This is a genomic window from Bacillus sp. MN7755, from assembly GCF_054771475.1.
In genome coordinates this window covers 585,491-598,111 of record NZ_BTRL01000008.1, presented here as the reverse complement: position 1 = coordinate 598,111, position 12,621 = coordinate 585,491, and the positions used below count along the sequence as shown (strand labels likewise).

Genomic DNA, 12,621 nt, shown 5'->3' with positions numbered 1-12,621 from the left:
CTTAAAAGTTTCTATAATAAAAAAAACAAACGACTTCTACCGTCATTTGTTTAATTCATATATATCTTTCGTTTCTTCTATCATTTTAGTTAATGAGAAATACCTCTCTGCTTTCTCTCTTGCTTTCAACCTAATATCATTCGCCTTTTCTTCATTCCCTTGTAGTTCCTCAAGCGCACTTGCAAATTCAGATTCGCAATATTCATGTATCAAAACACCTGATTTCCCATTTATTACCGCTTCATTTATCCCGCCAACATCTATTGAAACAATCGGTGTTCCTGTAGCCATTGCTTCAATTACTACCATTGGAAACACTTCACGAAAAGATAATAAAAGTAAGGCATCCATATTTCCTATAAATCCGTGCGGATCGGAAATATTCCCCAACATCTTTACACTTTGCTGCAATCCATATTTTTCTATTTCTTTCATAATAGATTCTTTCTCTGGCCCATCACCAGCAATATAAAACTTAAAATCATTTCTCTCTTTCAACACATTTGCAATTTTTACAAATAGTTGATGGTTTTTCTCTTTGGATAATCTAGCTAATATCCCTACATTATAAGTAGATTCTTTCTTTTTCTGCTGGAATAAAAACTTTTCTATATCCACACCATTATAAATTGTCTTTATTTTCTCTTCAGCTACATACATTGAAATTAAGTTATTTTTTTCAAACTCACTTACTGTAATAATATTGTTCACATATTTATTCATGAAATAACGAAAAAGAGTTGGCATTTTCTTTTCTAATATCGTTACATTATGTTTCGTATACACGACTTTTATCTTTCTTCTCACAAACTTTTGAAGTAGAAAAGCATATAATACCATTCGCAAACTATTTGCATGAATAAGTTCTATCTTTCGTTTACAAATTTCTTTTCGTAAGTAATGAATATTTCTCAAATGATTCCATCGGCTAAGTAACATGAAATTTTCTTTTTTAGTAAGAGATTCATATAGTTCCCCCTCACCTGCAGCTGTATAAACTGTAAAGTTCTCATAGCGTAAATTGCTTTCCAATTTACAGAAATAACTCTCGGCTCCACCAGTTATTAATTTATCTGTCATCAACAGTATATTCATATTTTTGTCTTCCCAACTACATTGATTTTATTTTTTCTATAGGCATGATAAGCATACTTACTAAAATAAAAAAAGGTTTGAAATGAATTAAGTGGTTTTTGTTTTCTTAATAAATTCCAATATCGGAAAGCCGCTCTTATTTTATTTCTCGAAACAGAATTTTCAACAATCCTATATTTTGCTAATACTTGTTGTATCCCCCTTGCTTCATATCCTTCACTTAACAAGTTCAACCATAATGCAGTATCTTCAGGTTGCATACTAGGCATTTCAATATAAGAAATTTTCTCCCTATCAAGCATTACTGTTAAACAGCCGATAATTGTATTTCCCGCTAAATAATGATAATCCACAAATTCTGGTACATTCACTTCTCGATTTAGTTCATTACCGTTTTCATCTATTAAACTATACGATGTATACGAAAAGTCCACATCCATTTCTTCCATAAATAACAATTGCGTCTTCAATTTATGTGGCAACCATATATCATCGCTATCTAAAAAAGCAATATACCTTCCTCTCGCCTCTTTGATCGCTAAATTCCGAGCTTTCGCAGCACCAACATTTTCTTTTAATGATAATATCCTAATACGCGAGTCCCCTTTTATTATCTCTTTAATTTTTGTAGCAGATTGGTCAGTTGAAGCGTCATCAACGATAATCATTTCCCAATTTTCATATGATTGATTCTGTACAGATAAAATCGTCTCACCTATAAATCGTATACTATTATAAGAAGGTGTTATTACGGAGACATGAGGCGTCTTATTATGCGCTAATAGACATTTTACCATCTATCTTTCCCCTTCCTTCATATATTGAAATGTACTTCACAACAATTGCTAAAAATAAAAAGAACGCTTCGTTAATAATGAGTGACAATGACATCATCTGAAATAAAAATGCAATCATAGTTAATAAAAGATACGGTTTTTCGCGAAACAAAGTATACTGCGTTAACTTGGACATTAATATGATTAAAAACGCGCTATATAAAAGAAAACCAATTGTACCTGATTCAGACAAAATTTCTAAAAATGTATTGTGCACATATAATTTTTCATTAAATTGAAACTCATAATAATTCGAAAAATTAAACGCACCGATTCCGATATATGGATTGGATACATAATATTTAAAAGCAGCTTCCCATAATGTAAATCTGCCACTTCCATTATCGTGCGAAAAATCAGAAATTCTTTTATTCAATATGTCATCCAATTGACCACCCATTACACTATTCGATAAACTAAAAATTACTACACTAAACAATAGTAAACTCACCATTATTTTTATTTTTTTTGCAAAACTAGATGTACATACATATACAAAAACGACAAGCACAAGTGCTAATATACCTCCTCTTGAAAAAGTTAATAAACTCGTCGTAACACATAAAATCAATCCTATAATGTTCGTCATATTATGTAAATTTGTCATATAATACATAAAAAATATTGTATTATAAAAAATAAAAATGTTAGGATCATCTAGCAATCCAATTAATCTTGGATATCCTCTATCAACTAATAGTCCAGCAAAAATTTCTCTCTCTTCTCCACCGTATAATCCAAAGTGCTGTAAACCGACTATATAAAGTATTAGGCTTACAATATTAAATAATAATCCAACATAGACAATGGATGATTCAAGTGTTGCTATTTCAACATTTCCTAATAAATTTCTCATTATAAAATAGCACCCTAAAACAAGTAGCACGCCAAAAATCATACGAATACTAGCATTTAAATATATAGAAAAAATTCCACTCAAACAATAGATGAAATAAAATAGTAAAAATACAACTTCATGAAAATATAGCTTTTGAATATGAAAGTTTTTAATTGTTAAACAAAAATATATGACTAAAAAAATCATATATATCTTCAACGAAAATCCAATATATATGTTGTATTTACTTAACATAACAAATAATATTAGAAGCATAATCCATTTCATCGATATTTTCATATTATTTTCCATAGGCTATATCCCCTGTTTCGTAATATAATCCTTTTTGCGTGTTTTTCTTATAAATGACAGAAGAAGTTTTTTCAGCTCATAATCATATAGGAATATACCAACTACTACGATTAACGTATTAAGAATGAGCGCAATTAAATGATATGTATGCAATATATATTGCACTCCAATAAAAGTTACGCCAAAATAAATTGTATAAGGTATGACAATTTGGAATACAATTTTTTTCTTCACTACACTTACCACTATATACCCAACTAGAGCCACAATTTCAAATAAAACCATAGCATAAGCTGCTCCTATTACTCCACCAATACTACTAAAGCTATAAAGCATAACCCCACCTATCACTAACGCTATACATTGCACAACAGTTCTTTTATTTTGACGTCCACTCGTTGTTAAGCCGTCAGCTATAGCAATATTTAAACTTTGCAACACAATGAGAAATGATAATATTTGGAGTGGCTCTACTGCATTACTCCACTCCCCATGAAAAAATATAGAAATAAAGTATGGCGCTAAATAATATAAACCTATCGTCATACATATTCCCACAATCGCCATTGCTTTTATTTGAAGTAAGTTTAATTTCGTATGCTCTTCTAAATTATTCTGGTTATAATGCTTAAAGAGCACTGGAAAAAATGCACCTGCAATCACCCCTGGTACTTGATATAAAGCTGCTGGCATCCGGTACGCCACTGCAAAAACACCGATCATACTTAATGGCAATGTATAGTTGAGCAAGATTGGCGCTAATTGTGGCGTACTCATTATTAAAAAACCGCTAATAATAAACGGAGTTAATTGCCAAAATAATGCTTTATGAATTACGACCTTCATATTCATACTCGTCTTTTTTCTCATGATATATATGCTGAATACACCACCAATCATATAACCAAAAGCATATAAACGAGCTGTTACATACACCGGTAACTCTCCGAAAATACAAAAACATGTAATTAAGATAACAACTGACGCTGATACAACTTTAATAAGTGCTATATACTTCATACGTTCCGTCAGTTGAAAATAGGCAATCCCTATATTTTGCCAAGTTAATCCTATTAACATGAAAAACATTACGTTTATCATCATATAAATTAAATTTCTATCCGCATACATATAATGAACAGCAATATAACCGATTATAGAAATGAAAATAAGTAGAATCATCCTTATTTTTATATACGACGATAAAATCGTCTCTAAGTCTACGCCATCTTTTGCTCCTTCTCGAAGAAACGTATTCGTAAGTCCTAAATCTGTAAAAAATAACATAACAAACGTCACTGCTATAGCAACACTAAACATCCCATAATGTTGTGCATTAAAAAAATTTGCTAAAGCAATTAAACTCACAGCCTGAAGCAGATTAGCTAAAATCGTGCTATAAAATAGATGAATAATATTATTTAGAATAGATCTACCCATACCAGTTCTCCTTTGCGAGCAACCTACTTACATATTATTTATCTTGCACCGTTACCGTTCAATACAATTAAAACAGTTTTACATAAAATACGAATGTCCATCCGAATCGTTTTCATTTCAATATACTCCATGTCCAATTTCAATTTTTCTTTCGGATCAAGATTATATCCTCCATTTATTTGTGCCCATCCTGTTAACCCTGGCTTCACGATTAAACGATCCTTGAATTCTGGAATATACGTATCAAATTGTTTATAAAAATACGCTCTCTCTGGTCTAGGTCCAACAAAGGACATATCACCTTTTAAAATATTTAAAAGTTGCGGTAACTCATCAATTCTCGTTTTTCTTATAAATGATCCAACTTTAGTAATTCTTGGATCATTTTCATTTGCCCATTGCGGTCCATTTATTTCAGCATCTTTTACCATCGATCTTAATTTAAATACATTAAATTTCCTCCCGTTTATCCCTAAACGTTCTTGAAAATAGATTGGAGCTCCTGCTGTTTCGAAAGCAATCATAATACAAAAGAACAACATAATTGGTATCGTTACTAGTAACAATATGAGTGAAAATATAATATCAAACAAGCGCTTTATACTTCGATTCAACATACTGGTCTTTGCTTGAGCTGGAATCGTATACAACTTGGCTTGGTTTGTTTCACGAATCATAGATCGTTACCCCCACATTCAAGAATATAAAACTATACCTATTAATTCACATTCTTTCCTCTTTATGTCCGCTATTACTTTTTGCACAGTACGCAGGGAATCTTTTCTCTTTTTAACTGCTAAGACCACTCCATCGCATTTCCCTGTAATAATGTGCGTGGCAGGAAGCTCAAATACTTCAGAGGAATACAAGAAAATGTAATCAAAATCTTCTTTCCACCTCTCAATTGCACGATCAAATTCATCCATAGCAACTAAAGTCGTTCCGGTGTGTACTGTTTTTTTTGCAGGAATACAATATAAGTATTTAGATAAATTACTAGAAAAGGATTCGTAACTACAGGTGGAATCGCTTATTATATCATTCACTGTTTTCGTATGATTGCTTTGTAATAGTAGATGTAGTTTAGGATCAGAAAAATTCACGTCGATAAGTAACACCTTTTTTTTCATTTCCGCAAATACTAGCCCCATATTTACTATAAGCGAAGCGACAACACCTCTATCCTTCGTTGAACTAACTGTGAACACTTGTTTTCCCGATTTTTTCAACTCGTGATACACAGTATAAAACTGCTCTTTCATTAGAGCATCATGCGGATCAAATGGCAGCTGTTTCTTTGTCTTAAACATCGACATGTTCACCTCGATATATAGATGATTGCGGATCAACTTCTGTAGATTTCTTTTTTCTTTTCGGTTTCATATTTATGTGACCAATAACAGAGACTGTTGTTATTTTCTCTAAATCCTGTTCTTCGTATATACGTTCATCAAAATAATCTCGAAATACCGCTAAACCTACCCCAACAAAAAAACTAACAATTAAAGAGATAGGAATGATAAGTTGAAATTTCGGAAACAACTTTTCAGCTTTTTCTTGTAACTCAGGGTCAGTTAATATTTTTATCCCCTGTACATTCGTATACTGTTGAAAGCTTTTTTGAGATTGTTCTGCCAATGACTTTACAATTTCCTTCACGATTTTAGGGTCCGAATCTTTTACTGTAACAGTAACAATTTGTGAATTGTCCATATTCACCACTGAAATTTTTTGTGCTAACTCATAACTTGATTGCTCTAATTTCAAAGTTTTTTTGACTGTTGAAATAATAAGCGGACTTTTTAAAATATCAACATACGAAGTTACGAGCTGCTTATTTTCTTGTGTTTTATTCACTGCATTTTCCTTATTAAACCCATCTAAATTCCCAACAAGAATTTGCGTTGAATATTGATATGAAGGCTTTAATACATACATAGAGATAAGAATTAAAGAGATAGTTAAACAGCACATCGTCAAAATGATTGTTACTATCCTTCTTTTCAATAACTGTTGAAAATCCTTCATACTAATTTCTTGCTTCAATTATTTCACCGCCTTTGTTTGAATGGCATCCTGCAACTCACTTTCTACAGATAGTCCTTTCTTTTCTAAATTCGATTGCTTTGTTACATACTTTCCGATCCTGAATGCAAATTTTTCTACAAACAAATAAGAAATCATCGCAAGTATAAACGAAAGAATAAGCGAAAAAATTAAAACAAGAGATAACGGGAATATTTCATGGAGCATGTACATAAGGGAAAATAAAGATATGATATGGTATAAATAAAGACTGTAAGAAATCTTCCCCAAATATAATAAGTATTTATTACGCAGCAAGGATGACAAAGTTGATACTGACAAACTTAATATGACAAATAAACACGCACTTATCGCTACTACGTAGTCTCGAAATATAAAATTATTGAGCAATTTAATTTCTCCAATAAGCCCTTCATACATATAAAGTAAAATCGCAAATAAAAACCATGCAATTTTCTCATTTTTAGTACGATTACTATAAAAAACTATTAAATTATTTTTATACTTCGCAACTAGTGCTCCTAGTAAAAACAGCACCGTGTAATGTGGCGTTAATACATAGCTTGTTAATGTTAAACTCGAGCGAAATAAAAATAATATCACGACAGAGCATATACTAAAACTAAACAATGATAATAATGAATACATCAACGTTTTTCGTAAACAAACCATCAAAACTAACGGGAAAATTATTGATATTCGCATTTCATGGACAAGTGACCAAATTACGCCGTTATATGCATCTGTATTATATTTCCCAACCAATAAAATATGTTGCGCTATTAGGCTTAAAGAACCTTCAATCGTCCATGAGCGATTAAACCATTCACTTAAATTAGAAATACCATATTTACTCATTGTAGTTTGGCATAAAATAGCTATAATTATTGCTACGATATATGGAATATATATTCTGCATATACGCTTTACAACAAATGACCTATAGCTATCGTAGTTTTTTTGAATGGATGTATACAAAACAAATCCACTCAAAACAAAAAAGATAATAACAGATTCGTTACCACTACTAAAAATTAGACGAGCAGGCGTTTCTTTTAATAGATAAATAACAAATGGTTTATTATCTTCATAGCTATAATTTTGAAATACTGAAAAAATCATTAAATGATGGCCAATCATTACTACCAATGAAGAAATCCCTCTAATTGAATCCAGTTCTTCATACCTATCCATCGCTTTACATCAACTCCTACTGAAATGATAATAATCATTTCGAAGCGACACCATTATTCATATTCCTCTCCTTTCTTTTCATTCCAATTTTCATTTTAAAGCGATTTTATAGCATAAATTTGAATGTATTGTAACATTTTTTGTAATATTATGAATAGCGAATCTTAAAAATTGGCATATACCAATTTCAACCTCGAAAAATGAGTAATATTGATAGAAAAACACTATAAAAATATCTTGCATATTTACATAAATCAAGAGAGGAATAACGTTTTTTCAATATAAAATAAAAAAGATAGCCTTGTAAGGCTATCTTTTTTATTTTATTTAATTACTGGCACCACTATATGCTACATGTCGTTTCTCAATTCGTTCCTCAATTTCTTTCATATTTTCTTTATTATTTAATAGTGATTGTTTATTTTCAATTAATAATTGTTTAAAAGACTTTCTCACTTTTTTTCTCATTTTCATTGTCCTCCTTGGGGGATGGTTTATATAAAAGATAAAGAATTATCTGGTTGTTCTTATAATAATTGATTGTTGTGAATTCTATTTGAACTTCATATGAAAATTCCACTTATTTTCTGACAACTTTGTGAACACGAAAAAAAAGATCCTCCTACAATCATTTTGAAGTCGATTCATTTGATTATATAAATTGCTATCTTCATCCTCTTATATCGATTTATCTTGTCGAAATATTTATATATTTCAAGCTAAGTCCCCTATACTTTCACTTACTAACATACTGTTTTCGAAACAAAAAAGAAGGTGTCACCTAGTCAACGTTCGACTCATGCAACATCCCTCTTACCAAACTATTTACAGCATATTGATTAATATTTCAGGTCTTCCCCAATTCATTTCTTCACATACGAATCGTAGTTTTTCTTCGTTCATTGTGTGTAATCCTTCTTCTAATGAACATGAAATAGGAACTTCACAATGAATTTGTGCTAATTGTAATGAAATATTTAAATTCTCTAAATCACTTTCAATCTTCGTACGCTGTGCTTTCGTTAACGATGATACATTTTCTAGTACGGTTGCTACTGTCCCATGCTCTTGAATAAGCTTGTACGCTGTTTTTTCACCAATACCTTTTACACCTGGATAATTATCACTCGTATCGCCCATGAAAGCTTTCGCATGCACGATTTGCCAAGGTTCTACACTTTTTTCTTCCATAATTTTCTCTGGTGTGTAATATTCGTAATTTCCAATTCCTTTGCGCAAAAGCATAACTGTAACGTTCTTATCGACAAGCTGAAGTAAATCCGTATCACCTGTTAAAATATAAACTTCCGCTTCATTACAATATTGTTTTGCAAGCGTACCGATACAATCATCCGCTTCATATCCTTTCATACCGATGACTGGAATTGATAATTTCGCAGTCATTTCTTGTACTAAATCAAATTGCGGAATTAATTCTTCAGGCGGCGCTGCACGATTCGCTTTATAATTTGAGAACGATTCTGTTCTAAATGTCGTACTTCCCATATCCCAGCATGTTACGATGTGTGTCGGTTCAATTGCTTGCATAGCTGTTAATAAATGTTTCATATAACCATGAATCCCGTTTGTAGGGGTACCATCTTGTCGTTTCATAAATTGTCCGTAGACACTTGTTGCATAAAAAGCACGAAATAATAGTGCCATACCATCAACTAATAATACTTTTTTCATAATCCCTCTCCTACTAAAAAAAAATAATAACCCCACGTCATCACGTAAGGTTATATAAATAGATTACCATTCTACGTTTTTTCAACTTTGTCTATTATACATTGTTTTTGTATATTTAGCATCATTTACACATTAAGACGTTCTACTACAACAAGTATGAAGAATTCCTGAATACGTATTTTTCCCAGTTGAAACAACTACAGCCTTTGCATTTCCACCAACAATATACGTCCCTTTGAAACATACGTTTTCAAGTTCAAGTGGATTATAGTCTTTCATTCGTTTTAAAGGAATAAATCGTTTGCGCTCAAGATGATAGCAGCTTTCAAATTTTTCAATACTTACATCGTTTCCTGTTAGCACAGCTTCATTTACTAATAAATCATTCGCATAAATGATACGTACATCTGCTGGTACTGTATCACCTTCTGAAAGAAAAATCATATCGCCAGGAACAAGCTCTTGTACTGGCAAATTCATCATTTTCAATTCACCATTTAAACCTGTTATACTAGAACATTCTACTCGAGACACAGTAATTTTCTCACATTGTAATCCATCACGCACATGTTGTTTTGACAGACCTGGGATCATTCCAGTTAGCTTCATCATTACTTCCGCAATACGCGCTCTTTTTGAAGTTAATTCATTTCGGCCGTATAATTGAATACGTTTTTGTGCCTCTTTCATAGATAATCCGTCTCTTGTTGTTTTAAAATACGCAAATACAGATTTTACATCTCTCGTTGCGATTTCAATTAATAAATCTTTATTTTTTTGAAGCATTGTTTGTTCTTTCATTGATTTTTTACTTAATTTATATGACGTGTTACCCACAGTTTTGTTTGCATATAACATATTATCGTCTCCTCCATTACAACATAGGAAGAAACGCTTTGTTTCTCAATTTATCCACTTTACTGTGAAAGTGTCTAGCGCTTAAACATACATATAAACGCTACATGATGATAAATATAGAGGGAGGAACAAGTCGTTTCCTGCCTACATCATATATTTTTGATTTGAAGTATATGGGTAACGGAACCGAGTCAGAATTTGACATGCTCCTCACCTCCTCGTTTAATTTTATAGTTTATACTATGAAATTACTCATAGCTTGGTAACAAAAAGACCCTTACTCCGAAAAGAGTAAAGGCCATTACATACACAAATAAACGATTCCTAATACAATTAGAAATCTACGGACCTCTCCCTCGCCGAGTTTTAGCACTGTATAGCATAGGTACGTTACCAGCTACGTTAAGAAAAACCTTAATTCGATCATTCCTGTTGACCCATTGGCGTCTCTCGACATTTTTGGGCAGTAGCATTTCTCTATACAGGAGCCTCACCTAACAGAGACTTATTTTATTACATAGAAAATGTTACTCTTATTTAAAATAGATGTCAACACTTTGAATGGAATCTTTTCCTTATTAAAACAACTCCCTCTCATATACACACTATTTCTCTTTCGACTCATTAAATGAATCAAACACACATTTCAAAATTAGTAAAAATAAAAACCTTACGTTTAAACGTAAGGTTTTTAATAAGTTATACACCCAGCAATTACAATCCCAATTGAAAGCGATAAAAACATAAGAAAAAGACCGACTGCTTGATTATCTTCTTCGAGACTTTTATTTATATTAAAGCGTGGTGTAAGCCACTCAGCTAAATAAAAGACGATAATTTGAGCAAAAATCCCAACTGCCCCCCACGAAACCATATCAAGAAGTGAAATGGAATTAGCTGCTGTCGAATATAATACAATAGCTAACCCAAGTAATCGCCCTCCAAGTACATAGCTTACCGCCTTATTTCCTTGGGCCATTAGCTTAAATTCTTTTACTTTCGTTGTCACTTCCATTAGGAAAAGACCAATGCATAAAAGGCCAAGTGTTACCGCTAAATATAATAAAAAATTAATCATATACTTTCCTCCTTTTTTATACCTACTGGTAAATAGTACGATTCATTCCCCGTAATTTTTTCCCCTGCACGAATACCGATACTACTCGCTTTTCCGGCAATTAAAAACGAACCAAACACATACGACAGTTTCTCTATCCCTTTTTCTGTTTCCAAGGATACGACTGGCAGTATTGTATACTTTTGAAAAATCGGCAGTGACGCCTTATACGTTTGATGTGCATTTTGAAGCATAATATGTTCGTTCTTATCACGAATGGTAATTGTGTCTCCTTCTCTACCAAATGAAGGTTTTTGAACGAAAGAATCTTTTCCTAAAAATAAATCTGGTTCTAAGTATGTAGGTAACATATATTCTTTAATCCACTGTTGTTCCTCATTTGTATAAAAAGCCTCTTCTTCTGCTAATCCCCAAATAAGACACTGAACTGATTTAGGCTGAAGTAAAACTGCTGACAATGGATTGATTATAAAAAGCTTTCCGGCTTTTACAAGTTCCAACAGTTCCACACCTACCAAATCTCCTGTTTCAGGATCTTGATCCTCAATTAAATCTTCTATCGGATATGTTTGGCGATATAACACATCAATCTGTACCCCATCCCTATCCACTAAAGCATCTTTTGTAATTCTAAGTTCTGACATTGGCACTACTTTATTTTCAACATGGCATAATTGACTCAAATACACAGTCGTATTCCAATCCTCAATATGTTCATGATGTGCTGTAAAAACAACATTTGGGTTGTCTATTCCCTTTGTCGCTTCCATAACAGCTTTTGTAACACCAGAAGATAGTAGTCGTTCTTGATCCGAGTTTGGATCATCATAGCCTAGTTGCTCGCAAACTTTCCCATTCATTTGAAAGCATTCCATAATAAAAGTTGGTGTATCACTATTAAATTCGAGCATTTTAATTTGGTTATCATCTGTTAAAACGAAATCAAACCGCGAAATAACAGATTCAGGATATAATCCTTTCATTCTAATGAACGATAAGCTTGCAGGAGGAAACCCGAGTTCAATAAGCTGTTCGTCGCTTAAATTGCGCAGAAGTCTAGCAGTCTTAAAAAATATTTTCCCCATTCGTTCAGTTGCTAACTGTAATTGTTTCATAGTCTCATTTGTTATAGAGAAAACATGAAACAAACTATATTCACATTCATATAAATCCGACCAAAAATTCGGATATTTCGAATAAAATTCTTTTCGATTCCTTATGTATTGCGACAT

General features: G+C 32.2%; 13 protein-coding genes and 1 riboswitch. All 13 genes read right to left on the bottom strand.

Features of this window, described 5'->3' with window-relative positions:
• Positions 1-42: 42 nt before the first annotated feature.
• The 13 genes from ACYVEC_RS10240 to ACYVEC_RS10180 all read right to left on the bottom strand — a co-directional run bounded on the left by ACYVEC_RS10240 (position 43) and on the right by ACYVEC_RS10180 (position 12,621).
• Positions 43-1,095, bottom strand: a complete 1,053-nt coding sequence (locus ACYVEC_RS10240) for a glycosyltransferase family 4 protein (RefSeq protein ID WP_275719603.1) — start codon at positions 1,093-1,095, stop codon at positions 43-45.
• The gene (locus ACYVEC_RS10235; RefSeq protein WP_098556788.1) at positions 1,092-1,892 is read right to left on the bottom strand and encodes a glycosyltransferase family 2 protein; all 801 of its coding nucleotides are present in this window, start codon (positions 1,890-1,892) and stop codon (positions 1,092-1,094) included. Before ACYVEC_RS10235 ends, ACYVEC_RS10240 begins: the two co-directional genes overlap by 4 nt.
• Positions 1,867-3,081: an O-antigen ligase family protein gene (locus ACYVEC_RS10230; protein WP_275719604.1), complete on the bottom strand. Its 1,215-nt coding sequence runs from the start codon at positions 3,079-3,081 to the stop codon at positions 1,867-1,869. The genes ACYVEC_RS10235 and ACYVEC_RS10230 overlap by 26 nt, the downstream gene beginning before the upstream one ends.
• Positions 3,082-3,084: 3 nt before the next feature.
• On the bottom strand, positions 3,085-4,521 hold the full coding sequence (locus ACYVEC_RS10225) for an oligosaccharide flippase family protein (protein ID WP_275719605.1): 1,437 nt from the start codon (positions 4,519-4,521) through the stop codon (positions 3,085-3,087).
• Between the two features lie 38 nt (positions 4,522-4,559).
• Positions 4,560-5,198 (bottom strand): sugar transferase, encoded by a 639-nt coding sequence (locus ACYVEC_RS10220; protein ID WP_098556792.1) that lies wholly within the window; start codon positions 5,196-5,198, stop codon positions 4,560-4,562.
• Positions 5,199-5,216: 18 nt separating this feature from the next.
• Positions 5,217-5,837 carry a CpsD/CapB family tyrosine-protein kinase gene (locus ACYVEC_RS10215; RefSeq protein ID WP_142332835.1) on the bottom strand — a complete coding sequence of 207 codons (621 nt, stop codon included), beginning with the start codon at positions 5,835-5,837 and terminating at the stop codon, positions 5,217-5,219.
• Positions 5,824-6,567 (bottom strand): YveK family protein, encoded by a 744-nt coding sequence (locus ACYVEC_RS10210; RefSeq protein WP_098556796.1) that lies wholly within the window; start codon positions 6,565-6,567, stop codon positions 5,824-5,826. Before ACYVEC_RS10210 ends, ACYVEC_RS10215 begins: the two co-directional genes overlap by 14 nt.
• Entirely contained in the window at positions 6,568-7,761 is a 1,194-nt protein-coding gene (locus ACYVEC_RS10205; protein ID WP_098556798.1) for an acyltransferase family protein, read from the bottom strand.
• A 327-nt stretch (positions 7,762-8,088) separates the two neighbouring features.
• Positions 8,089-8,229 (bottom strand): FbpB family small basic protein, encoded by a 141-nt coding sequence (locus ACYVEC_RS10200; RefSeq protein WP_001228048.1) that lies wholly within the window; start codon positions 8,227-8,229, stop codon positions 8,089-8,091.
• Positions 8,230-8,586: 357 nt separating this feature from the next.
• Entirely contained in the window at positions 8,587-9,453 is an 867-nt protein-coding gene (locus ACYVEC_RS10195) for a 5'-3' exonuclease (protein ID WP_098555659.1), read from the bottom strand.
• 132 nt (positions 9,454-9,585) lie between these two features.
• Positions 9,586-10,311, bottom strand: coding sequence for a P-type ATPase (locus ACYVEC_RS10190; RefSeq protein ID WP_098555657.1), 726 nt, complete (start codon positions 10,309-10,311; stop codon positions 9,586-9,588).
• A gap of 343 nt (positions 10,312-10,654) precedes the next feature.
• A riboswitch (M-box (ykoK) riboswitch) is annotated at positions 10,655-10,820 on the bottom strand.
• A gap of 182 nt (positions 10,821-11,002) precedes the next feature.
• On the bottom strand, positions 11,003-11,389 hold the full coding sequence (locus ACYVEC_RS10185; RefSeq protein WP_000606858.1) for a DUF350 domain-containing protein: 387 nt from the start codon (positions 11,387-11,389) through the stop codon (positions 11,003-11,005).
• A complete protein-coding gene (locus ACYVEC_RS10180; protein WP_098555656.1) occupies positions 11,386-12,621 on the bottom strand; it encodes a glutathionylspermidine synthase family protein in 1,236 nt (411 codons plus the stop codon). The genes ACYVEC_RS10185 and ACYVEC_RS10180 overlap by 4 nt, the downstream gene beginning before the upstream one ends.

Bases quoted from the DNA above. Each gene is read 5' to 3' on its own strand.
- ACYVEC_RS10180 (WP_098555656.1), bottom strand. From the start codon at position 12,621: ATGTCGCAATACATAAGGAATCGAAAAGAATTTTATTCGAAATATCCG.
- ACYVEC_RS10205 (WP_098556798.1), bottom strand. From the start codon at position 7,761: ATGGATAGGTATGAAGAACTGGATTCAATTAGAGGGATTTCTTCATTG.
- ACYVEC_RS10235 (WP_098556788.1), bottom strand. From the start codon at position 1,892: ATGGTAAAATGTCTATTAGCGCATAATAAGACGCCTCATGTCTCCGTA.
- ACYVEC_RS10195 (WP_098555659.1), bottom strand. From the start codon at position 9,453: ATGAAAAAAGTATTATTAGTTGATGGTATGGCACTATTATTTCGTGCT.
- ACYVEC_RS10220 (WP_098556792.1), bottom strand. From the start codon at position 5,198: ATGATTCGTGAAACAAACCAAGCCAAGTTGTATACGATTCCAGCTCAA.
- ACYVEC_RS10225 (WP_275719605.1), bottom strand. From the start codon at position 4,521: ATGGGTAGATCTATTCTAAATAATATTATTCATCTATTTTATAGCACG.
- ACYVEC_RS10215 (WP_142332835.1), bottom strand. From the start codon at position 5,837: ATGTCGATGTTTAAGACAAAGAAACAGCTGCCATTTGATCCGCATGAT.
- ACYVEC_RS10240 (WP_275719603.1), bottom strand. From the start codon at position 1,095: ATGAATATACTGTTGATGACAGATAAATTAATAACTGGTGGAGCCGAG.
- ACYVEC_RS10185 (WP_000606858.1), bottom strand. From the start codon at position 11,389: ATGATTAATTTTTTATTATATTTAGCGGTAACACTTGGCCTTTTATGC.
- ACYVEC_RS10230 (WP_275719604.1), bottom strand. From the start codon at position 3,081: ATGGAAAATAATATGAAAATATCGATGAAATGGATTATGCTTCTAATA.
- ACYVEC_RS10190 (WP_098555657.1), bottom strand. From the start codon at position 10,311: ATGTTATATGCAAACAAAACTGTGGGTAACACGTCATATAAATTAAGT.
- ACYVEC_RS10200 (WP_001228048.1), bottom strand. From the start codon at position 8,229: ATGAGAAAAAAAGTGAGAAAGTCTTTTAAACAATTATTAATTGAAAAT.